General features: G+C 70.9%; 20 protein-coding genes and 1 pseudogene. 15 read left to right on the top strand and 6 right to left on the bottom strand.

Features of this window, described 5'->3' with window-relative positions:
- Nucleotides 1-679 precede the first annotated feature (679 nt).
- Nucleotides 680-976, bottom strand: a complete 297-nt coding sequence (locus ACQPXS_RS21540) for a GYD domain-containing protein (RefSeq protein WP_351805721.1) — start codon at nucleotides 974-976, stop codon at nucleotides 680-682.
- Nucleotides 977-1,137: 161 nt separating this feature from the next.
- Between ACQPXS_RS21540 and ACQPXS_RS21545 the strand changes: the two genes are divergently transcribed.
- From ACQPXS_RS21545 to ACQPXS_RS21580, 8 genes and pseudogenes are all read left to right on the top strand, one after another.
- Nucleotides 1,138-1,872, top strand: a complete 735-nt coding sequence (locus ACQPXS_RS21545; protein ID WP_433450950.1) for a hypothetical protein — start codon at nucleotides 1,138-1,140, stop codon at nucleotides 1,870-1,872.
- 84 nt (nucleotides 1,873-1,956) lie between these two features.
- Nucleotides 1,957-2,277, top strand: a complete 321-nt coding sequence (locus ACQPXS_RS21550) for a GYD domain-containing protein (protein WP_433450951.1) — start codon at nucleotides 1,957-1,959, stop codon at nucleotides 2,275-2,277.
- A gap of 1,249 nt (nucleotides 2,278-3,526) precedes the next feature.
- Entirely contained in the window at nucleotides 3,527-3,880 is a 354-nt protein-coding gene (locus ACQPXS_RS21555; RefSeq protein ID WP_433450952.1) for a hypothetical protein, read from the top strand.
- Nucleotides 3,881-3,934: 54 nt separating this feature from the next.
- A complete protein-coding gene (locus ACQPXS_RS21560) occupies nucleotides 3,935-4,159 on the top strand; it encodes a hypothetical protein (protein WP_433450953.1) in 225 nt (74 codons plus the stop codon).
- A gap of 741 nt (nucleotides 4,160-4,900) precedes the next feature.
- The gene (locus ACQPXS_RS21565; RefSeq protein WP_433450954.1) at nucleotides 4,901-5,503 is read left to right on the top strand and encodes an RNA polymerase sigma factor; all 603 of its coding nucleotides are present in this window, start codon (nucleotides 4,901-4,903) and stop codon (nucleotides 5,501-5,503) included.
- Nucleotides 5,500-6,294, top strand: a complete 795-nt coding sequence (locus tag ACQPXS_RS21570; RefSeq protein ID WP_433450955.1) for a hypothetical protein — start codon at nucleotides 5,500-5,502, stop codon at nucleotides 6,292-6,294. Before ACQPXS_RS21565 ends, ACQPXS_RS21570 begins: the two co-directional genes overlap by 4 nt.
- 172 nt (nucleotides 6,295-6,466) lie before the next feature.
- A complete protein-coding gene (locus tag ACQPXS_RS21575) occupies nucleotides 6,467-7,108 on the top strand; it encodes a hypothetical protein (RefSeq protein WP_433450956.1) in 642 nt (213 codons plus the stop codon).
- A 134-nt stretch (nucleotides 7,109-7,242) separates the two neighbouring features.
- A pseudogene (locus tag ACQPXS_RS21580) lies at nucleotides 7,243-8,073 on the top strand (slipin family protein); the annotation flags it as partial.
- Here ACQPXS_RS21580 and ACQPXS_RS21585 read toward each other — a convergent pair.
- Nucleotides 8,015-9,211 (bottom strand): MFS transporter, encoded by a 1,197-nt coding sequence (locus tag ACQPXS_RS21585; protein WP_351805707.1) that lies wholly within the window; start codon nucleotides 9,209-9,211, stop codon nucleotides 8,015-8,017. The pseudogene ACQPXS_RS21580 and the gene ACQPXS_RS21585 sit on opposite strands and share 59 nt — an antisense overlap.
- Before the next feature lie 88 nt (nucleotides 9,212-9,299).
- On the opposite strand from ACQPXS_RS21585, the gene ACQPXS_RS21590 reads away from it, so the two are divergent.
- From ACQPXS_RS21590 to ACQPXS_RS21600, 3 genes are all read left to right on the top strand, one after another.
- Nucleotides 9,300-10,319: a helix-turn-helix domain-containing protein gene (locus ACQPXS_RS21590; RefSeq protein WP_433450957.1), complete on the top strand. Its 1,020-nt coding sequence runs from the start codon at nucleotides 9,300-9,302 to the stop codon at nucleotides 10,317-10,319.
- A 9-nt stretch (nucleotides 10,320-10,328) separates the two neighbouring features.
- Nucleotides 10,329-10,817, top strand: coding sequence for a glutathione peroxidase (locus ACQPXS_RS21595; RefSeq protein ID WP_351805705.1), 489 nt, complete (start codon nucleotides 10,329-10,331; stop codon nucleotides 10,815-10,817).
- A 66-nt stretch (nucleotides 10,818-10,883) separates the two neighbouring features.
- The gene (locus ACQPXS_RS21600) at nucleotides 10,884-11,783 is read left to right on the top strand and encodes a MerR family transcriptional regulator (RefSeq protein WP_433450958.1); all 900 of its coding nucleotides are present in this window, start codon (nucleotides 10,884-10,886) and stop codon (nucleotides 11,781-11,783) included.
- 125 nt (nucleotides 11,784-11,908) lie between these two features.
- Here the strand turns inward: ACQPXS_RS21600 and ACQPXS_RS21605 are convergent, their stop codons facing one another.
- The 3 genes from ACQPXS_RS21605 to ACQPXS_RS21615 all read right to left on the bottom strand — a co-directional run bounded on the left by ACQPXS_RS21605 (nucleotide 11,909) and on the right by ACQPXS_RS21615 (nucleotide 14,178).
- Nucleotides 11,909-12,100, bottom strand: coding sequence for a DUF397 domain-containing protein (locus tag ACQPXS_RS21605; protein ID WP_351805701.1), 192 nt, complete (start codon nucleotides 12,098-12,100; stop codon nucleotides 11,909-11,911).
- 189 nt (nucleotides 12,101-12,289) lie between these two features.
- Nucleotides 12,290-13,147, bottom strand: coding sequence for a helix-turn-helix domain-containing protein (locus ACQPXS_RS21610; protein ID WP_351805699.1), 858 nt, complete (start codon nucleotides 13,145-13,147; stop codon nucleotides 12,290-12,292).
- A 275-nt stretch (nucleotides 13,148-13,422) separates the two neighbouring features.
- Entirely contained in the window at nucleotides 13,423-14,178 is a 756-nt protein-coding gene (locus tag ACQPXS_RS21615) for a GOLPH3/VPS74 family protein (protein ID WP_351805697.1), read from the bottom strand.
- Nucleotides 14,179-14,322: 144 nt separating this feature from the next.
- Here ACQPXS_RS21615 and ACQPXS_RS21620 point away from each other — a divergent pair, with 144 nt between their 5' ends.
- A complete protein-coding gene (locus ACQPXS_RS21620; protein ID WP_433450959.1) occupies nucleotides 14,323-16,767 on the top strand; it encodes a D-alanyl-D-alanine carboxypeptidase in 2,445 nt (814 codons plus the stop codon).
- Between the two features lie 221 nt (nucleotides 16,768-16,988).
- Complete coding sequence (locus ACQPXS_RS21625) at nucleotides 16,989-18,890, top strand: MFS transporter (RefSeq protein WP_433450960.1); 1,902 nt, start codon at nucleotides 16,989-16,991, stop codon at nucleotides 18,888-18,890.
- Here ACQPXS_RS21625 and ACQPXS_RS21630 read toward each other — a convergent pair.
- Nucleotides 18,883-19,731, bottom strand: a complete 849-nt coding sequence (locus tag ACQPXS_RS21630; RefSeq protein WP_433450961.1) for a hypothetical protein — start codon at nucleotides 19,729-19,731, stop codon at nucleotides 18,883-18,885. The genes ACQPXS_RS21625 and ACQPXS_RS21630 overlap by 8 nt on opposite strands.
- Nucleotides 19,732-19,803: 72 nt before the next feature.
- Between ACQPXS_RS21630 and ACQPXS_RS21635 the strand changes: the two genes are divergently transcribed.
- Together ACQPXS_RS21635 and ACQPXS_RS21640 are read left to right on the top strand one after the other, a co-directional pair.
- The gene (locus tag ACQPXS_RS21635) at nucleotides 19,804-20,592 is read left to right on the top strand and encodes an SDR family oxidoreductase (protein WP_433450962.1); all 789 of its coding nucleotides are present in this window, start codon (nucleotides 19,804-19,806) and stop codon (nucleotides 20,590-20,592) included.
- 126 nt (nucleotides 20,593-20,718) lie between these two features.
- Nucleotides 20,719-22,278 (top strand): sodium:solute symporter family protein, encoded by a 1,560-nt coding sequence (locus tag ACQPXS_RS21640; RefSeq protein ID WP_433450963.1) that lies wholly within the window; start codon nucleotides 20,719-20,721, stop codon nucleotides 22,276-22,278.
- Nucleotides 22,279-22,305 lie beyond the last annotated feature (27 nt).

Here is a 22,305-nt window from a genome sequence, read left to right on the forward strand (position 1 = left end):
CCACACCGAGCACCAAGCCGCATCCGCAGCCCCTGCCGCTTCCGCCACGGCTCCTTCGAGCGTCAAGAACGGGGGCGGAGACGGAAACGAAGGCCGCGATGGCGGCGGACGCGACGACGGCGGACGCGACGACGGCAGTTGGGGCGGTGGACGCGACGGCGGCGGACGCGACGGCGGCGGACGCGATGGCGGCGGACGCGATGGCGGCAGTTGGGGCGGTGGACGCGACGGCGGCGGTTGGCGCGGTGGCGGCAGTTGGGGTGGTGGACGCGACGGCGGCGGTTGGCGCGGTGGCCGCGGTTGGCGCGGTGGCGGTCACGGGTGGGGCGGAAGGATCTTCGTCAACGAACGTTCGTACCCCGCCTTCATCGAGGGGTGCATCACCGCGGCCAGCGGACTGGGCGCGCACAGCCTCAACGTCCTCAATGAAAGCAGGAGGACCGTCCAGGTCTTCCGGGGCTTCAACTGCGACGGTGGCCCTCCGATCGCCACCGTGGGACCCCGCAGCGAGACCTTCGGCGTGGTGCCCCACGGCCACGACGGCGGATTCGGTCGTCACGGTGTCGTGGGCAGCTTCCGGGTGGTCTGCGACTACGACGGCTGGTGGTGACAGCGCCACCCGGCGCACGGGAAAGTCCCCGGACCGATCAGGGTCCGGGGACTCACTGCGTGGAGGCCGTCAGCCGGCCGCCTTGGCGACGATGCGCTCCATCTCCTCTCGGCCGAAGGCCCGCAGCGTCGTGGAACGGACGTTGCCCACCCCACCGAGTTGCAGGAGCGCTGCGGCGGCAGTTTCGTCGTCGGGGGCCTCGACCACGGCCACGAGGTCGTACAGACCGACGGTCCAGTAGATGCTCAAGAGCTTCGCTCCGAGCTTTTGTACCGCGGAGCCGAAGGTCTCGGCGCGCTTCGCGGTGTCCTTGTAGTTTCGGACCCCTTGATCGGTCCAGCTCAGCAAGGCGACGTACGTCGGCATGTTCTTCCACCTTCATAAGGAGACACATCGCGAGGTCAAGCCTGGGCACAACGGGCGGAACCCGCACGGGATGCGCACCCGAACGAGCACGACGGGCGAGCGCAGCCGAGGGCGCGCCAGGTCCCCGCGGGCGGGAACGCGCCGCCGAGTACGCTCCGCGCATGGCTCTTGCGGTGCACATCCCGGAGTATCTGGAGGACTGCGAGCTGGTGGCGGGCGAGGATCTCACGGTCGAGCCCGCCTTCTGGCTCGCCCATCTCATGTTGACCATGGGCGATCCCAGCGCGGATGCGGAACGCTACGGGGTGGACGCGTCGGTCTACGAGGAGATGGTGGAGCGCCTCGGCGACCCCGAGGCGCCCTGGCCCGTGTTGCGCGTCCCCTTCGACGGTGGGCATACCGCTTATGTCGTGTATGCCAATTTCGAGGATGTCAACAACGTCGACTTCTTCGTGCGCCACGCCGAGTGGGGACGGCTCGGTTACCTCGGCCAGTGCGGCGCCGACGAGGCCCGCCCCGGACTGTCCTGGGCGGAGCTCGCCGTACTCGCCGAGGCCGCGCAGAACAGCGGTGAAGGTCTGACCGACAGGTCACAGCGCCTGTTGCTCCTGCTTCCGATGCTCGGCGACGCCGAGATGCCCCGCGAAGCGCGCCCCACGGTGGCGCAAGCGCTGATCCGCTGTGGCCTACGTACCGACGCAGCGGACGAGTTGGCCGCCGTCCTGGTCGGCGAGCAGGAGCCCGTCAGCGCATTCCGCTGGACCGTGACCTCTGACAGCCCGATCGCAGTGTGTTCGTCGTCCTACAGCCCCCGCCGAGTACCGCTCGCCCTCGGTATCACACCGGGTCAGGCTCAGGCCCTCGCGGACGCCCTCAACGCGGCTTCCAACGGGTGAATCCGGGTGCGTGGTGGATGGCTGCCGGCGTGACAGCGGGAAGTCCTCTGCACACCGGACACGTCACGGGCTGGGAGTACCCCTATGCCGAAGTTCCTCATCCAGGCCACCTACACGCCCGAGGGCACGAAGGGCCTGCTCAAGGAGGGCGGGAGCGGCCGTCGCGCCGCCGTCGACCACGTCGTCGCCGACCTCGGCGGGACGGTCGAAGCCATGTACTACGCCTTCGGGGAGGACGACTTCGTGTGCATCATCGACTTCCCCGACCCGGTCTCCATGGCCGCCGTCAGCCTCCGCGTCAAGGCCAGCGGCGCGCTCCACACCCGTGCCACTCCCCTGCTCACCGTCGACGAGATCGACGAGGCCGCCCGCCGGCAGGTCGCCTTCCGGTCTCCCGGCGCGTAAGGAAGCCACCTGGCCGCCTCGCGCGGTGCCCGAGGACCGCAAGGCCGGCCAGTCCTGTGTCCTGGCTCAGTCGTCGGAATACCGGCCGTTGCCGCCTCTGGCTTTCCCGGCGCCGTGACTGCCTGACCACTCGGTGGACCCGTCGCCTTCCTCTTCCTCGTCACCGTGTCCATGCACAGGTGGCGTCGAGGCCGGGGTTCCGTTCGTTGGTGTTGCTGCGGCGGTCGTCGTCGAGCTGGGGGAGGCGTCGGCGCGGTGTCGTCGGAGTTGAGCGAGGCGCCGAGTGCCCTGGCCACGGTGAACAGCGTGAGGGCGGCGCCGAAGAGGGCGGCTCTGGAGGCGAGCTTGCGGCGGCCACGGGGATGGGAGTGCGCGCCGGTGCGGGACTGGGTGGGGGTGCGGGGTGGCGGGCGAGGGGATCGCCGGGGGCATGAGGGCGTTGCCCGCGGGATCGGCCGGTCGTGGTGTCCCGTTCTGCGCGGCCAGCCAATCGGCTGCCTGCGCTGCGGTGGGCCGGTGGGCCGGGTCCTTCGCGAGCGGGCGCTTCCCGAGGGGCTGCGCATGGGGCAGGCAGGCGACGGGGGACTCGCCTGCCTGCCCCTCATTGCGCGGCCACCCGCTCGGATTCGGGGGGCGAGCAGGTGCCGCGGGCCCATGGGGTCCCTGGTGCCCCGGGGGCCTGGGTCCTGGGGTCCTGGGCCCACCCGTACAGCGCACTGGAGTGCCGGGCCGTCACACCCCTGCGGCACGCGTCACCACACGGCTCTCCGAGCCGGGAGAGCGGGGGCAGACCCGGATACGGGGGAACCGGGCCTGCCCCTGCACGTCGGCGCCTCCACACCCTCCCCCCGGAGGACGGGCGCCGTGACCCCGCCCGGGGTCACTTCCCACAGCGACCCGCACGTCAGGAATGTCACGGGGAGACGGACCCGGTTTCGAGACCCACACCTCCATGAAGAGACGTACTGATTTCCTTCATAACCTGGTCATGAATTACGCAAACACCTGCAGTCGATAACTGCGACGGCACCGAATCACGTCTCCATTCGGTCCGGAAAAGCGCCCTACTGCCTGCACATTTGGGCAAGTGCCTGCATAGGCGGCCATATTTGGGGCATCGCAGACGGTGGTGTAACGCCGTAGTGCATGCGGAACGCAGAAGCAGTCAGAAGCGGGGTGCCGACTCGACTGAATTCCGGCGCCCTGGAGCGAGCGCGCGGACATGGCACTACGTCAGATCGGATTTCCCGTGAGCAACATCGACCCGGTTCCCGGATACCAGGCATACAACGAGCCCTCGGGGCCGGACCGCGCCGTGCGCCGTCAGGCCACCACACGGCGTACGGCCATCACCATCTGCACGATCGCCGACATCGCGGCGGGCCTGCTGGGCCTGTGGATCCTGCTGTTCCTGCTCGACGCGAACCGCGCGAATGTGTTCGTCGAATTCGTGCGGGGCACGGCGGACTGGCTGTCCTGGTGGTCACAGGACATTTTCACGATGGACACAGAGGGTCTGCGTGTTGTCCTCAATTACGGCCTCCCGGCCGTCATCTATTTGCTGATCGGTCACGGGATCGCTGCCCGGCTCAACCGAGCCTGACAGTGGACCGGCCGCTTTACCGATCTTTATTGATCACCATGAAACTGGGCGACCATGACACACAGCTCCACCCAAAACGATCACACTCCGATCTATGAGGACCTGATACGAGAACGCGGTGACGTCGTCGCCGAAGCTCAACTCGCCGCCCGGCACACGCAGCACCAGGCGGCGGAATTGCTGACCGGGCGGAACATGGGTCAGCAGGCTCCTCACCGGGATCACGGCACCGGAGCCGCCGCGGCCGGCCAGCAGGAGTGGCGCGGGTCGGCGCCCTAGGCGGTCGGCACCTCAACGGCACCCTGGTATGCCCCGGCTGCGGCGCCTGCGCCCCGGACATCGCCCCGCACGCCGCCGCCGAGGTCGAGGACCCGCCGCCCGCGCGGCAGGGCCGGCCGGTCCGCCGGAGGAAGAACAGGCGCCGGGCGGTGGTCGCGGGCGTGGTCGCACTCGTCGGCGGCGGCCTGACCGTCGGCATGGTGGACCGGCACCCCACCGACCGGGCCCAGGCGGCCGTGGCACCCGACGACCGGAGGACGGGCGCCGGCCAGGAGCAGACACCCGACAAGGACCATCCGGCCGCCGCACCGGCGACAGCTCCGCACACTCACCGGCCCGCGCACTCCCCTTCCCGGCCGCCGACGGCGACCAACGCACCGCGCCAGCAGTCCCTCTCGGCATCGCCCCGTGCGACGCCGCCGAGCGCCCGGCCGGGCACCGTGACTCCTGCCCGCCCGACCGCCTCGGCACGACGGCTCAACAGCGGCCTGCGCCCACGGCAGGCGACGGCACGAGGCTGGGCACGTCCCGGACCGGCCCCTCACGGGTGCCGACATCGCCGACGGAGGTCTGCCTGGTCGGGGTGTGCCTCGGCTGATCACGCCAACGCCCGTGAGGGGGACCCCCCGTTGCTCGCATCGCCCACTGAAGGTCGTACCCCGTAACCGATTATTTGGGCGGCCGGTGTGGCGTGCCGTACGCTCCGAGGGCGTTGCTCGGCCGGCGGGAGACGGATCGATCGTGTTGAACGAAGGGCGTGTTCAGCCTCTGTCGGCCGATGATCTTGCGCTGAGCACGGCAGTCGCACGGGCCCAGGACGGTGACGAGGCGGCGTTCTCGGTGCTGTACCGAGCGGTCCAGCCCGGCCTGCACGCCTACCTGCGCGGGCTCCTGGGTGAAGGTGCCGAGGACATCGCCGCGGCTGTATGGCGGGAGATCGCCCGCGAGTTGCCGCGGTTTCGTGGCGACGGACCCGGATTCCGCGGCTGGACGGCGAGCATCGCCCGGCGCCACGCGCGCGGCCACCTCCGGCGTCGCGGCGCGCCACCCCGCCCGGCCGGCACCAGTACGCCCCCGGACCTCACCCACCACCTCCCGTCCGAAGCCGTGCTGTCCGCCCCGGCGGCGCGGGCCCTGGTCGGCCGGCTGCCCCGTGCCCAGGCCGAGGCGGTCCTGCTGCGCCATGTCGTACGCCTCGACGAACCGGCGGTCGCCCGGGTCATGGGCAGGCCCGTCCTTGTCGTACGGGTCCTGGCCCGGCGTGGTCTGAGGAGCCTCGCCCGGCTGCTGGACACCACCGAGGTGATACGCGAGGTCGCACCGGCACCGGGGGAACGGCGATGAGCACCCGACGAAACGGAGACGAACGGTTGAGCGGTGCGGCTCACCGGCCCGAGGACACCCCACGCCTCGGCCCCACCACCGAACGCGACAACCCGTCCGGCCTGGACGACCTCGCCGAGCGGATCGGCGAGGCGCTGCGCCGGCAGCCCGTGGACGACCGTGCGGAACAGGCCGCCCTCGCCGCCTTCCGCAGCGCACGCACGGCGAGCGACGAGGCCGTACGTACCCGGCGCCGGGACGACTGGCGGCCGAGGACGCGAACGCGGCGGTGGGCGCGCGGCGGCGCCCTCGCCCTCGCGGCCGGCACCCTGCTGGGCGGTGTCGCCGTCGCCTCCATCGGCGTGGTCGACGGCGCACGGCACCACCGCGCTCCCGAGGCCGGCACCGGCCACAGCACGCGCCGGCCGGCCACATCCACCCCCGGCGAACAGGGCCCTGCGTCCACCGGATCCGGCACGGCACCCACCGCCCTTCCCTCACGCCCCGCCACCGCAAAGGACATCGAGGCCCACTGCCGCGCCTACGAGCGGATCAAGGGCCGTGGCCATGCCCTGGGCGCCACGGCATGGCAGCGCCTCGTCCACGCCGCGGGTGGCGAACGACAGGTCCCGGGATACTGCGCCCAGTTGACCGCATCGGCGGACGACGACGCCCCGGCGCCGGCCACGACGGACAAGGCCAAGAAGACCGGCAGGACGACGAACGCCGGCAGGGCGGGGAAGGGCCAGGGCAGGCCGAGCGCCGAGCCCAGGCCGTCCAAGGGGCCCGGGGCCTCCGGCAACCAGCCATGACCAGCCGATAGGTCCCGCCGCACAACGAACGGAGTTCCCCCGGACTTCCACCCGGCTGGGCTCAAGACTTCACACCCACGGACATATCCGGAATGCCGGTCATAAAAGCTGTCGGTACGTTCAACGAAGGTCGGTCGTCCGGGCCGACGTCCGTGAGACAGAGAGAAGTGACATGGCCCCGCGTACTTTTGCTGCGATCGGCGCCGGAGTAGGCGCGACGGTCCTCGCAGCCGCCGGCATCACCTACGCCTCGACAGCCGAGTCCACCCCGGCGTCCCCGCCTGTCCACCGGGTGGCCCATGCCGCCCATCCGGCGGCCCAGACCGTCCGACGAGCTGCCCCCACCGCGGCTTCCTCGAACGGCACGAAAGCGAGCGGAGAGAAGACCGAAGGCCGCGGCGGGAACGGAGGCCGCGACGGCGGCGGGCGTGACGGCGGCGGCCCCGGCCCCGGCTTCGGTCCCGGCCCCGGCTTCGGTCCCGGCCCCGGTCGTGGCGGCGGGGACCACGGGAGGATCTACTTCAACGAACGTACGTATCCCGCCGTCGCCGAGGGCTGCATCACCGCGGCCAGCGGACTGGGCGCGAACAGCTTCAGCGTGTTCAACGACAGCCGGAAGACCATCGAGATCTTCCGGGGCTTCAACTGTGACAACGGCGCTCCGGTCGCCGTCGTGGGTCCCCACGGCGAGACCAGCGGCGTGGTGACCCGTACCTTCAACGAGGGCCCTTTCAGTGGGGGCTTGTTCAATTTCGGTGACGACGGCGTCGTGGGCAGCTTCCGGGTGGTCTGCGACGACGACGGGTGGTGGTGACCGCTCCGCCCGGTGGGTCCGCGGACCGGCTTCTCAACGGATTCTTGACGCACTCATGACGCGGGTGCCCGCATCCATCCCGCCACCGCCGGTGTCCTTCCCGGTGTCCGTGCCGTTGCGAGGAATGGAGTGCCATGGAAGGCACCGTGGTGGCGGTCGTCGTGGTGGCGCTGTTGGCGCTGCTCGTGCTGAAGAGCGGTATGCGAGTGGTCAACCAGGTGGAACGCGGGGTCGTGTTCCGGTGGGGCAAGGCCCTGCCGGAGCACCGGTCGCCAGGCGTCACCTTCCTGATCCCCTTCGCCGACCGTATGCGCAAGGTCAACGTGCAGGTCGTGACCATGCCGGTGCCCACCCAGGAGGGCATCACCAAGGACAACGTGTCGGTGAAGGTCGACGCCGTCGTCTACTTCCGGGTGACCGACCCGGTGCGCGCGGCCATCGAGGTCCAGGACTACGTCTTCGCCGTCGGGCAGGTCGCCCAGTCCTCGCTGCGGTCCATCATCGGCAAGAGCGATCTGGACGACCTGCTGAGTGACCGGGAGCGGCTGCACGAAGGGCTCGCCCTGATGATCGACAGCCCCGCCGCCGGGTGGGGGATCCACATCGACCGGGTCGAGATCAAGGACGTACAGCTGCCCGAGTCGCTGAAGCGGTCCATGTCCCGGCAGGCCGAGGCCGAACGGGAGCGGCGGGCCCGGGTCATCACCGCCGACGGCGAGTTCCAGGCCGCACAGCAGCTCGCCAACGCCTCCCGGATCATGGCCGACACACCGGAGGCCATGCAGCTGCGGCTCCTCCAGACGGTCGTCGAGGTCGCCGCCGAGAAGAACTCGACCCTCGTGATGCCGTTCCCCGTCGAGCTGCTGCGCTACTTCGACCGGGCCGTGCAGAAGATCGACGCCGACCTCAGCGTGCCTCGGCAGCAGCAGGCTCCCGCCCCGGCTCCGCAGAGCGCCGAGCAGCCGTAGCCAACGCCAGCGTCACGCCGACCGAGCCCGCCGCCATCACCGTCATCCCGGCGGCGGGCGAGGTGAGTTGGGCCACCGCGCCGGCCAGCGCGGCGCTCACCCCCTGCATGGTCAGCATGCCGGACGAGTGCAGCCCCAGGGCCTGGCCGGCCAGCTCCCCCGGGGTCAGGTCCATCAGCCGCTCCTGCTGGACGAGACTCGCGCCGAAACCGACGGAGGCGACCGTCACACACACCGCCGCCACCGGCAGCGGGGGGTGCGCGCAGAACACCAGGTACGGCGTCGCCAGCAACAGCAACAGGGGCGTGGCCAGGCGGCGACGTACCGCCGGCGGCAGCAGCCGGCCCACCGTCACATCGCCGGCGAACATGCCGAACGCCCCGCAGGCGAACAGGGTGCCGGCGGCGTGCGGCGCGTACGACACGTACAGGGACTCGCAGCCGACGACCAGGCCGTTGGGCAGCCACAGGCCCAGGTAGGTGAGGCGGCGCGGGCGCGACGACCACAGCAGGGCGTTGGTGCGCCAGGTGGCCGAAGGGGACGTACGCCCCGCCGTCCTCGGCGGCCGGGCGGTCAGGCCGAGCCGCAGGGCCAGCGCGGCCAGCAGGTACAGCGCCGCGGACAGCAGCAGGCAGACGCGCGGGGAGAGCAGCTCGAGCAGGGCGCCGCCGGTGGCGAATCCGGCGATCTGCATCAGCCCGCTCATCATGTTGAACAGCGAACGCCCCGGCAGATAGCCGTCCTTGGTGAGGATCTCGTTCAGCAGGCCCCAGCGGACCCCGCCGCCGAGGGAGGCCACGAGGCCCAGCACCAGGACGACGCCGAAGACCGCGCCGACCGGCAGCCCGGGCGCCGCCTGCGCCGCCGTTCCGGCCGCGAAGGCCAGCGCGATCACGGACAGCGCCGTACGCGGGGGCAGCCGGTCGGCGCCGGACAGCAGGAAGGTCGCGCCCAGCACCTGGGCCAGCGAGGGGCCGAACATGCTCACCGCCGACAGCAGGGGCGAGCCGGTGGCCCGGTACACGAGCGTGCCCAGGGCCAGCCCGCCGACGGTCTGCGCGGCGGTCTGCGCGGCCGAGCCGAGGAAGAGCGGGGTGAACTCGGGGGTGCGGAGCAGGGATCGGTAGCTGGACATGCCGGGGAGTCTCGGCCGGTGGCGGATGCGCCCGTTATTGTTTCGCCGCAGCGCGAAAGGTCGTACGGCCGTTGGGGGGGGTGCCGAAGTGGGCTGGTGGCAGCTCAACGCGGACACGCTCGCCCGCAGCCGGTTCGTCGTCTCGCCGCTCGCCGAGACCTTCGCCTGCCTGAAGCTGCTGCACGTGACGGACGCCGCGCATCCCGGTGAGCAGGAGTGGCTGCGCGCCCATCTGCCCGCCTACCGCGCCCGGCTGGCGGCGGACCCGGTGACGGCACGGCTGGTACGGGCCGGGCTGGGGCGGGACTGGATCGCCGACTTCCTCACCCCGGCGCCCCGCGGCGGGGAGGCGTTCGCGGACGAGGTCGCCCGGGTCCGCTCGACGGCGCCGGACGCGGCCCGCGCCCATCTGCGCACCGCGCTCGCCGGGCCGCTTCCCGCCGGGCTGGACCGGGACGACCTGCCGGAGCGGGCGGCCGTCCTGCTGGAGTGGGTGTGGGAGGCGACCGTACGGCCGTCCTGGGAGCGGCGCAGGCGGGTGCTGGAGGCGGACGTGGTCGCGCGGACCGCGCAGGTGAGCCGGGGCGGCTGGGTGAGCGTGCTGGACGCGCTGCGGCCCGGACGCACCCGCTGGCTCGGCGAGAACCGGCTCCAGATCAACCTGCACGAGTACCCGCCCCGCGAGATCTCCGGGGCCGAGCTGATCTTCGTGCCGGTGACCGTGCAGCGGGTGGGCTGGGTGGCCTGGGACGACGGGGTGCGCTACGCGGCGGTCTACCCCTGCGCCGGTGCCCTCGCCGACACCGGCGTCAGACCCGTCCCGTCCGCTCTGGGCGCGCTCCTCGGCACCGCCCGGGCCGAGGTCCTCCTCCTGCTCGCCTCGCCCATGAGCACCACCCAGCTGACGGCGGTGACGGGGCAGGGGCTGGGCTCGGTGGGGCGCCATCTGAAGGTGCTCAGGGAGGCGGGGCTGGTGGAGCGGGGAAGAGCCGGGCGGTCGGTGCTGTACGCGCGGACACCGGTCGGGGACCTCCTGGTGGAGGCGCCCCGAGGGGAGCGGGGCCGCGGACGACCGGCGGCCCGCCATGGCGACTCCTCGGGCGTCTAGGCTCACCACATGACCAACGTGCTGAATGTCGACATCGACGCCCTCACCGGCGGCCCCGCGGACCTCCCCCAGTACGCCGGGAAGGCCGTCCTCATCGTCAACGTGGCCTCCAAGTGCGGCCTCACCCCCCAGTACACGGGCCTGGAGAAGCTCCAGGAGCGCTACGCCGACCGCGGCTTCACCGTGCTCGGCGTGCCCTGCAACCAGTTCCTCGGCCAGGAGCCCGGCAGCGCCGAGGAGATCGCGGAGTTCTGCTCGGCGACGTACGGCGTGACCTTCCCGCTCACCGAGAAGGTCGAGGTGAACGGCGAGGGCCGGCACCCGCTGTACGAGCGTCTGGTGGACGTCGCCGACGCCGAGGGGCACAGCGGCGACATCCGCTGGAACTTCGAGAAGTTCCTGATCGGGCGGGACGGCACGGTCGTCGCCCGGTTCTCGCCGCAGACCGAGCCGGAGTCGGACGCGATCGTGACCGCCATCGAGGCCCAGCTCGGCTGAGCACGGCTTGACCTTGCCCCTGGGGCAGGGCCGAGCGTCCCTGTCACCGGGCGGCGGATCCGCCCGGTGACGGAGGATGACACGGTGGACGACGACCGGCTCACCGACGACCTGCTCACCATCGGCGCGTTCGCCGCGCGGGCCCGGCTGTCGGCCAAGGCGCTGCGCCTGTACGACCGCCTCGGCCTGCTGACGCCCGCGCACGTCGACGAGACGACCGGCTACCGCCACTACCGCGCCGAGCAGGCCGAACGCGCCCGTCTCGTGGCCCTGCTGCGGCAGCTGGACATGCCGCTGGCCCGGATCGCCGAGGTGCTCGGCGCCGAGGGCCCCGAGGCCGCCGACCGGCTCGCCGCCTACTGGGCGGACGTGGAGGCCCGGGTCGCCGGGCAGCGGACGCTCGCCGAGTACCTCCGTGGACGGCTGTCCGGGAGGAGCACCGAGATGTACGAGAAGTTCGTGATCGAGACCGTGGACGTGCCGGCGCAGGTGGTGATCACCGAGTCGCGGCACACGCTGGCGGACGAGCTGCCGACGTGGATCGGCGCGTCGCTGGGCCGGCTGGAGGCGGCGGCGCGGGAGTGCGGGGGCATGACGGGCGCGCCGTTCGTGGTCTACCACTCCGAGGTGTCGATGGAGAGCGACGGCCCGGCGGAGTCCTGTGTGCCGGTGGCCGACGAGGCGGCGGCCCGGGCGTGGGCCGCCGGGCGGGGGCGGGCCTGGGAGACGGCGGTACGGGTGGAGCCGGCGGCCCGGCTGGCCTACACGCGGATCACCAAGGCGCAGGTGGCGCATCCGCAGATCCTGGCCGCCTTCGAGGCCGTGGAGCAGTGGATGGCGGGCCAGGGGCTGGAGATGGCCGGTCCGTGCCGTGAGATCTACTGGGCGGACTGGGACGCGTCGGGCCCCGAGGACCCGGTGTGCGACGTGGCGTTCCCGGTGAGGCCGGCCACGCGGACGACCTGACCGCGTCCCGGACAGAAGGTGCCCTCTCGGCAAGGACGGCGACTGGTCGAGAGGGCTCTTCCGGTGGTGCTTGTGAAGTTGTCTTTCTCGGGGGGTCTTTACTGACGAAGGTCAGGGAGGGCCCCCTAGGCCTTGACCGAGGTCACGAAGGCGTTCCACGCGTTGGCCGGGAAGGCGAGGATCGGGCCCTCGGGGACCTTGGAGTCACGGACGGCGAGTTCGGCGTCGGTGGGCGACTTGACCTCGACGCAGGCGCCGTTGCCCGCGGAATAGGAGGACTTCATCCACGTCTCCGAAGCGCCCTGAATCAGTGCCATGTCCACTCCTGTTGCGAGTTGCGATAGTGCGGTTCACGCCAACCTTGTCGACTGATTGGCGTGATCGACGCTACCGGGCAACTGCCCCCGCGGGAGTAGTCGTTCACTCAACCGGATGGCATATTCCAGAGGAGCCTTCCACTGGAGCGGACCGACGGTGTACGATCCGGCGCCCTGTGTGACAGCAGTTCATTCCGCGTACTGCTTGGCCACCTTTGCAATGAACTGCCGGGATTGCTCCACATTGAGCGACTGTGCCCGCAGATGCTCGTACATGACGGCGTACTTCTGCACGTCCTGGGCCTTCTCCAGGTACAGGTCGCTGGTGACGCCCTCCAGGTACACCACACTGGAGTCGGCCGCGTCGGCGAACTCCAGGATCGCGTACTGGCCGTTGAGCCCCGGATGCGCGCCCACCTCGAACGGCAGCACCTGCACGGTGACGTGCGGCAGCTGGGACATCTCGATCAGATGGTCCAGCTGCTCCCGCATCACCAGCCTGCTGCCCACGACGCGCTTCAGCGCCGCCTCGTCGAGCACGACCCACAGCCGGAGCGGGTTGGCCTCGGCGGTGATACGTTCCTGTCGGCGCATGCGCACCTGCACACGCTTCTCGATCTCGGCGGTCGACGTCTCCGGCAGCGCGCCCTGCACCAGGGCCTCCGCGTAGGCGCGGGTCTGCAACAGACCAGTCACCAGCTGGGGTTCGTACACCCGCAGCGACTCGGCGTCGGTCTCCAGACCGATGTACACGCTGTACGGGATGTCGCCGAAGGTGTGCCACCAGCCCTGCTGGCGGGAGTCGCGGGCCATCTCCATCAAGGAGTCGACGATCCGCTGGTCCTCGACCTCGTACACCCCGCACAGGTCACGCACATCGCGCTGGCTGATGCTCCTCCGGCCGTTCTCCAGCCGGCTGATCTTCGACTGCGACACGAGCAGACGCTCGGCCACTTCCTCGGCCGTCATGCCTTTGAGCTCCCGGAGCCTGCGCAGCTCCTGGCCCAGCCGGCGCCGCCTGACGGTGGGATTGACATTGGACGCCACGGGACGTGCACCTCCGGCTGCCTGCCTGTTTGTTTAACACTTTCCGTATCTGCTGCTGAGCAGACTGCCACCAAGGTGCTTTCTACCGCTGGGAAACGGTGGATATGCGGCGCGTACGCGTCAGTTCGCCACGTCTCGCCACCCGAGGGTGTGCCCGGACGCAGTCGAGCGGGACGGTGAGATCCCGGGGAAGGACCTCACCGCCCCGCTCCGACCAGCGGCTCCCGAACCGGTCTGGGCGAGCCGGCGTTACGGCTCGGAACCGGGGTTACGGCTCAGTGGGCCACGGCGCGTGCCATGGATCCGCGGTGCGGCTGCATCGGAACCCCCCGAGCGGGTTCCGCCGCGGACCTGGCGCCGGCCGCGCCCTGCCGCCCGGTGGCGGCCGTTGCCCGGCGGGGCTGCGCGGCAGCCCCGTTCTGCACGTCCATCACGGCATGCGCCACAAGACCGCCCATGGGGTCGTGCCGGATCAGGTCCCGCAGCCGGGAGCGGGACGAGCGTCCCTCGTTCCCCGGATACAGGTGCTTGCCGAGTCCGACGGCGTGCGCCAGGGCGGCGAGCGCCGCGGTCCGCGGATCCGGCGGTACGCCGGTGCGGATCGCGGAGTCCAGCCGGGCCCTGATCTCCCGGCTGATCTCGTTGTCCGTCGCCTGATAGCGAGTCGTCGGCAGCACCCCGCACATCTGGCCGGCCACGGCGTGCACCATGCCGCACCGCTCCAGATGCGAGAGATACGTCTGACGGAGCCCCAGCCGGGGCCCGCCGATCCAATGGACGGCACGCACGGGAGCGCCACGCCTTCGCAGCAACTCCAACGCGCAGTCCAGAGTCGGATCTCCTGTCGGCCGTGGCACCACCACGGCGATACGATCCCCGTCTGGGGCTATCCGTCCGGCCAGCGCCAGCTCCACTAGCTGTGCTCCGGCCAGACCGAGGTCGAGCGACTGCGGCTGTGCAGTGGTACCCGTGGTCGGGTCCAGTGCCAGCAACAGAAGCTCCTCCGGAAGTGTTCTGCGGCTCCTGCCCATCCATGCCTCCCCGCGTGGATGAATGACAGGGTGACCCCTCTCACATTGGTCTGTCGAGGGTGCGTGACCGGTTCGTGAGGGAACCGGTAGGTATGTCGTTCTCGTCTACTGCAGGGGCCAAGCCCTCACACAGGACACTGGTACATGGTTCGGACAGGGCGCGCGCGTGGGCGTGCGGCGCATGAGGAGGCATCGGTGGCGGGCGAGTCCCCCGACAGGTCGAAGCAGCGCGAGTCGTCGGCAGAACGGACGTCGGGGAGCGAGGGTCCGGTTCCCGAGGCACGCGATCCGCGCCTCGCCGTCTCGCGGGAAAAGGATTCCGTGCCCGGCGGTGTGGACACCGCGACGAAGATCCTGTCGGTCCGCGACGCGAAGCCCCGCGCCACGGAAGCCTCACCGGAGGACACCGCCCTCCGCGAGGCGGTCTCGGCCTGGGTCCGCGGCGCCGCCCCCGCAACTGACGAGCCGGCACCCGCGGATGGGCCGGAGGCCGAGGAGACCGAGGCCACGGACGCCGACGCGAGGCCGAACACGCCTACGGAACCGGACGCTGACGCTGCCTCCGACACGGAGGCAGAGAGCAGGACGGACACGGAGGCCGACGCTGACGCCGAGGCCGACGCTGACGCTGAGGCTGACGGTGACGCCGGGGCCGACGCTGAGGCTGACGGTGACGCGGAGGCCGATGCGGACGGCGATGCGAAGGCAAAGGCCGAAGGCGAAGCCGAGGCGCCGGAGGCCGAGGACGGACCCGAGGACGCCGACGACGAGGACGCCCCACAGGGGCCACCCGCAGCCGACGACGAGACCCGCACGGGTGGTGCGGGTGGGAACGACACGGACGCCGAAGGCGAAGCCGAGGCGAGTGACGCACCCGCCCCCACACCGGAGGCGGACGCCGAGACGAGCGACGCACCCGCCCCCACACCGGAGGCGGACGCCGAGACGAGCGACGCACCCGCCCCCACACCGGAGGCGGACGCCGAGACGAGCGACGCACCCGCCCCCACACCGGAGGCGGACGCCGAGACGAGCGACGCACCCGCCCCCGCGCCGGAGGCGGACGCCGTCGACCAGCCCACCGCCGTCTTCAAGGCCGTCACCCCCAAGCCGCAGGTCGACCAGCCCACGACCATGCTCAAGCTGGGCGGCAAGCCCAAGTCCCCGGAGCCCGACTCCGAGCGCACCAGCAAGTTCGTCGCGCTCAAGAACGACATGGCGCCGGCCGCCAAGCCAGCTGCCAAGCCGGACGCCACCACCCCCGTCCCCCAGGTCGGCCCCGAGCGCACCACCCAGCAGCCCCTCCCCCCGAAGCCCCCGCTGGACCTCCTGGCGGAGCTGACGAACACGCCCCCGCCCCCGGAGACCGCGGTCCGCACGATCGTGCGCCGGGTCAAGATCTGGACCCCCCTGGTCCTGCTCCTGGCGATCGTCTTCGCGGTCGTACAGACCCTTCGCCCGCTCCCCGACCCCACCCTCGACCTCACCGCGAAGGACACCTACACCTTCGACGGCGGCAAGGCCGACATCCCGTGGCCGGCCACCGGTGAGGCCGCGCTCGACGTCCAGGGCATCGGCACGTTCGGCAACTCCGGCGACCAGAAGCCCGTACCGATCGCGAGCGTCGCGAAGGTGATGACGGCGTACCTCATCCTGCGCGACCACCCGCTCAAGAGCGGTCAGGACGGCCCGAAGATCAAGATCGACAAGGCCGCCGAGGACCAGTCGGACGCGGGCCAGGAGTCCACCGTCCGCGTCACGGCCGGTGACCGGATCTCCGAGCGCGAGGCCCTGGAGGCCATCCTCCTGCCCTCCGCCAACAACGTGGCCCGGCTGCTCGCCCGCTGGGACTCCGGTTCGGAGCAGGCGTTCACGGAGAAGATGAACGCCGCCGCCAAGGGCCTCGGCATGACCGACACCAAGTACACCGACCCCTCGGGCCTGACCGCCTCCACGGTCAGCACGGCGGTGGACCAGGTGAAGCTGGCCCGCGCGGCGATGCAGCAGCCCGTCTTCCGCGAGGTCGCGGCGATGATGTCGTACGACGACTACAAGGGCGTCAACCACTCCAACTACAACCGCCTGGTCGGCCACAACAACGTCGTCGGCATCAAGACCGGCACCACGCCCGCCGCCCTCGGCAACCTCGTCTTCGCGGCGAAGCAGCAGGTCGGCGGCGAGACGCGGACGATCATCGGTGCCGTGCTGCGCCAGCCGGCCGGCGGCTTCGACAACACGATCATCAGCGGGGTCCTGGACGCGGGCGACAAGCTGATCCGGTCCGCTCAGGGCGCCCTGAAGTCGGTGACGATCCTGAAGAAGGGCGATGTCGTCGGGTATGTCGACGACGGTCTCGGCGGCCGTACGCCGATCGTGGCGACCAAGGACGTCACGGCGGCCGGCTGGGCGGGGCTGAAGGTGAAGCTGTCGTTCACCTCCGGCAAGGTGCCGCACACCGCGAAGGCCGGCACCGAGGTCGGCTCGCTCACCGTGGGTGACGGTTCGGCCGGTGCCGTCAAGGTGCCGGTGGCCCTGCAGAAGGATCTGGCGGAGCCCGGCTTCGGCGCCAAGCTGACCCGTCTGGGCTGACCTCCGGCAGCCGTACGGGCCCGCTCGCACCACCGTTCCGCCCGCCCGCGCACCCCGCCGACGGCGCCCACCCGGGGGCCTCGCGGCGGGGTGCGTGCTAGCGTCGCGAATCGGGGCAGGTCGCCGGTCACGGGACACGGCCGCGAACTGGACGGGAAGCGGCCGGGAACAGCGTGGAACACGGCCGAGAACAGAAGACGGGACACGGGGAGTGCCTTCAGGTGGCCACAGCGGAGCCGACACGCGCCGACGACGCCGATCCGGGCCCGGGATCCGGCCCGCGAATACGCGTGTCCACGGCTGACCCGGAGGGTCGCACCGAGCACCCGGCCGACCCTACCGACAGTGATCGTCCCGACCGCCCCGGCGGTCGCCCGGACGGGCCCGCCGCACCCCCGAACCGGCTCGCACGTCTCCTCACCGCCGCCGAACCCCTGCGGCAGCGGCTGCTCACGCACCCGGTGCTGTCCATAACGACCCTCGCGGGCCTCCTGCACATCGTCTGGTTCTTCACGTTCGCGAACAGCGGTGGCGATCTGGCGGCGCAGGACGCCTGGGCGGAGTTCGTCGGCCGGCACCCGGACTCGGCGTACAACCTGGCCTGGTACGGCGGCATGCACCCGGTGTCGTACAGCGTGGTGTCGCCGTATCTGATGGCCGTCCTCGGTGTCCGTACGACGATGATGATCGCCGGGACCGTGTCGGCGGGCCTGCTGACGCTGGTCCTGATCCGCAGCCGGGCGGTGAAGAACCCGCTGTGGGCGTCGCTCGCCGGGGTGGTCGCGCTGCTGTGCAACGCGATCTCGGGCCGGGTGACCTTCGGGCTCGGCACGATGTTCGCGCTCGGCGCGGTCGCGGCCGTCTTCTGCTGGCCGTACCGGTGGCGGTACAAACGCTGGGCGAAGGCGGCGGTGGCCGCCCCGCTGGCCGGGCTCTCCACGATGGCCTCGCCCGTCTCGGGCCTGTTCGTCGGACTCGTCGCGGTCGCGCTGTTCCTGCAGAAGCGGCGGCCCGGCGCCTGGGCGCTGGGGCTCGCCCCGACGGTGGTGGTCGCCGCCTCGTACTTCCTCTTCCCGTTCTCCGGCACGCAGCCGATGACGATCGGCTCGGTGGTCCTGCCCCTGCTGTACGGCCTGCTGTGCCTGTTCCTCGCCCCCAGGCAGTGGGTGACGGTCCGGCTGACGGCCGCCGTGTACAGCGTCGGCGTGGTCCTGGTGTGGCTGATCAACTCGCAGATCGGGTCGAACATCTCCCGGCTGCCGATGCTGTTCACGGGTGCGGTGCTGGTGGCCGCGCTGCCGTTCACGGTGCCGAGGTCCCGCAAGTGGTACGTGACCGTGCTGGCGCTCCTGGGCTTCGCCGGCTGGATCGGCTTCAAGTCGGTGGACGACATCGTCCACACGACCCCGGCCGCGTCCTGGGCCCGGGAACTCGCCCCGCTCGTGCACCAGCTGCAGAAGGCCGGTGCCGAGAAGGGCCGCGTCGAGGTGGTCCCGGCCCGCTCGCACCGGGAGGCGTCCGCCCTCGCGCCGTACGTCAACCTGGCGCGCGGCTGGAACCGGCAGGCCGACATGGAGCGCAACCCGCTCTTCTACGACGACACCCTCAACTCGGCGAACTACCACGAGTGGCTGCAGCGCTGGGCCGTCCACTTCGTCGTCCTGCCGAAGGACAACCCGGACGGCGACGGCGGCGAGCGCGAGCGGCAACTGCTGCGGCGCGGGATGCCGTATCTCAGGCAGGTCTGGGGCGACGCCAACTGGCAGTTGTTCCGGGTGACCGATCCGACGCCGCTCGCCGAGCCCGACGCGGTGGTGGACCGCGCCGAGCAGGGTGAGATGACGCTTCAGGTGCGCAAGGCCGGGCGGATCCTGATCAGGATCCCCTACTCGCCGTGGCTGAGCATCGTCGACGAGGACGGCAAGAGCCTGAAGCCGCCGCAGATGGTCTCCTCCGGTCCGCCGAAGCAGTACCGGAACGTCAACGGGTGCCTGACGGAGACGCCGGAGGACGCGAACGGCGACAAGTGGACGATGCTGATCGCTCCGCGGGCCGGCACGTACCGGCTGGCCGCGCCGTACCAGCTGCCGCGCGGCACCCCCTGCCCGGACGAGCTCAAGTAGAGCCGCGCAGCTCGGACACGTAGGCGTCCGTCCCCGGCACCGTCGGGATGAACGGCGCCACCAGCTCCACCCGCCCCAGCCCCGAGCCGGAGACATCCGTGTCCAGCCCGGTGAAGCCGTCCTCCCAGCACTCCCTCGGATCCGCCTCCAGGAACCACAGGAGCGTCAATCGGGTGTCCACGCCCTCGACCTGCTTGACGTAGGTCATGCGGTCGCCCGGCAGGGGGGTCGGCCGGAAGACCGTGACCATGGCCGCCGGGGAGCCGGCGAGGCGGCGGGGCAGGTGCCGGGTGCGCAGCCACTCCACCAGTTGGGACCGCCGCTGCGGCGACTCGCTGTCGATCACCTCCAGCACCAGCCCCGCGTAGGGGTGGTCGAGGGCGTGGACGTCACGCGGACCGGCCGCGCCGTCGCGGTAGACCGTCGTCTCGTGGTCCTGGAAGGCCGTGAAGACGTGGGTGCGGTCGTGGTAGACGCGGGCGTCGCGGCCCAGGCGCTTGTTGATGGCGACGGTCCACTTCATGTGGTCGTCGTAGCGGCCCTCGGTGATCCAGTAGGTGGAGAGGTAGCAGCCGGCCGTGACGGGCCGGGCGACGGCCGACTTCCCGGGATACCGCAGGAGCTGCAGATCCCGGGTCGCGACCCAGCGCCGGCCCGCGTACATCCAGGGCATGGCCATCGCGCCGGCGTAGTAGTGGTCGTCCTCGTACCAGCGGTTGTAGGCGTACTCGTGGCCGGGGTGCGGCTCGACCATGGTGATCAGGGCGTGGCCGGGCCGGACGCCGTACGGTCCTACGGCGGCGAGCTCGGCGTACAGCTCGCTGCGGGTCTCGTCGCTCATACGGTTCCCCTTTCCTGCCGCGGCCCATACTCTGACGCTCCGTCAGATAAAGCCATACCGCGGGAGGCACCGATGTCCCTGCTCGCAGGCAGGACAGTGGTCGTATCGGGAGTGGGCGCCGGGCTCGGGCACCAGGTCGCCGCGGCCGTCGTACGGGACGGCGGGAACGCGGTGCTCGGGGCGCGCACCGAGGCGAACCTCGCCAAGAGTGCGGCGGAGATCGATCCGGACGGCACGCGTACGGCGTACCGGGCGACCGACATCGCCGACGAGGACCAGTGCGCGGCGCTGGCGGAGCTGGCGCGGGAGCGGTTCGGCGGCATCGACGCGGTGGTCCATGTCGCGGCCTGGGACTCGTACTTCGGCGGGCTGGAGGACGCGGACTTCGCGACCTGGCGGTCGGTCGTCGACGTGAACCTGCTGGGCACCCTGCGGATGACGCGGGCCTGTCTGCCGGCGCTGAAGGCGGGCGGCGGCGGTTCCGTGGTCTTCATCGGGACGCAGTCGGCCGTCGCCGCGCCCTCGCAGGTGAAGCAGGCGGCCTACGCCGCTTCCAAGGGTGCGCTGACCAGCGCGATGTACTCGCTGGCGCGGGAGCTCGGGGCGTACCGGATCCGGGTCAACACCGTGCTGCCGGGCTGGATGTGGGGCCCGCCGGTGCAGGCGTACGTCGCGTTCACCGCGCGGACGGAAGGGGTGCCGGAGGCGGAGGTACGGGCCCGGCTGACGGAGCGGATGGCGCTGCCGGACCTCGCGACGGACGCGGACGTGGCGGACGCGGCGGTGTTCCTGTCATCGGACCGGGCGCGGGCCATCACCGGGCAGTCGCTGCTGGTCAACGCGGGGGAGTTGATGCGTTGAGGCAACTCGGGCCTCATCCGGGATGTTCATGTAGATGAACACGAATCATCAAGTCGAACATTTTTACTGTGACTTGACCTTACTGTTGCTTGTCGCGTTCATGTGACCGCACCCACGATCGAGCACATGAACAGTCTCGACTGGGCCGTACTCATCGGCTACTTCGGTGTGATGGTCGCGATCGGCGTCTGGTCGCACAAGCGCGTGGACAACGTTTCCGACTTCTTCACGGCCGGCGGCAAGATGCCCTGGTGGCTGTCCGGCATCTCGCACCACATGTCGGGCTACAGCGCGGTCATGTTCACCGGGTACGCGGGCATCGCCTACACCTACGGCGTCACCTCCTTCGTCACCTGGTCCTTCCCCATCGCGCTCGGCATCGCCATCGGGTCGAAGCTGTTCGCGCCCCGCATCAACCGACTGCGCTCCCGGCTCCATGTGGCCTCCCCGCTGGAGTACCTGAAGAACCGCTACAACCTGTCCACCCAGCAGGCGCTCGCCTGGTCCGGCATGCTGCTGAAGATCGTGGACGTGGGCGCCAAGTGGGCGGCGATCGCCACCCTGTTGTCGGTGTTCACCGGGGTCACCCTGAACCAGGGCATCCTCATCACCGGTGCGATCACGGCCGTGTACTGCACGATCGGCGGCCTGTGGGCGGACGCGCTGACCGAACTCGGCCAGTTCGTCATCCAGTTGCTCGCCGGCGTCTCGATGTTCGTGGCCGTCGTACTGAAGCTGAACGACAAGCACATCGGCTTCTTCGACGCCTGGAACCAGCCGGCGCTGCACGGCCACGGCAAGCCGCTGGTCGGCCCCTACGGCACGGTGTTCCTCCTCGCCTTCCTGTTCATCAAGCTCTTCGAGTACAACGGCGGCATGCTCAACCAGGCGCAGCGGTACATGGCGACGGGCAGCGCCTACGAGGCCGAGCGGTCGGCCCGGCTGTCGTCCGTGCTGTGGCTGATCTGGCCGGTGGTGCTGTTCTTCCCGATGTGGATGTCCCCGCTCCTGGTCCACGCCCAGAAGCCGGACGGCTCCGACTCCTACGGCCTGATGACCGAACAGCTGCTGCCGCACGGCCTGCTGGGCCTGGTCATCGTCGGCTTCTTCTCCCACACGATGGCCATGTGCTCCTCGGACGCGAACGCGATCGCGGCGGTGTTCACCCGTGACGTGGCCCCGGTGTTCTCCTCCCGGGCCCGGGGCTGGGGCGAGCGCTCCGGCCTGGTCGCGGCCCGCGTGACGACCCTGGTCTTCCTCGGCCTGTCCATGGCGGTGGCGACCCAGGTCAACTCCCCCACGTTCAAGGACATCATCACGGTCGTCATCAAGTGGGTCGCCGGTCTGATGGGCCCGATCGCGATCCCGATGATGCTGGGCCTGCTCCGGACGTTCCGGCGCTCCGGCCCGACGGCGGCGCTCACCAGCTGGGCGGCGGGCCTGCTGGCGTTCTGGCTGGTGAACTACCCCATCAACTGGAACGTCTCCGGCGGAGTCCCGCTCCAGTACCAGGTCTCGGTCCCGCTGGCGGTGTCCCTGGTGCTGTACATCGTCATCGGGTACGTGAAGCCCGAGGAGACGCCCGAGCGCCTCGCCATCATCGAGAAGCTCAACACCGACGGGGACTCGATGGCGGCGGTGCCGGTTCCCGCGGGTGCCGGGGACGACGTGGTCGGAGCGCCGTAGGGGCCGGCCGCCCGGGAGCGCAGCCGG

It is taken from the genome of Streptomyces sp. CA-142005, from assembly GCF_050942335.1.
In the GTDB taxonomy this organism is placed as follows: domain Bacteria; phylum Actinomycetota; class Actinomycetes; order Streptomycetales; family Streptomycetaceae; genus Streptomyces.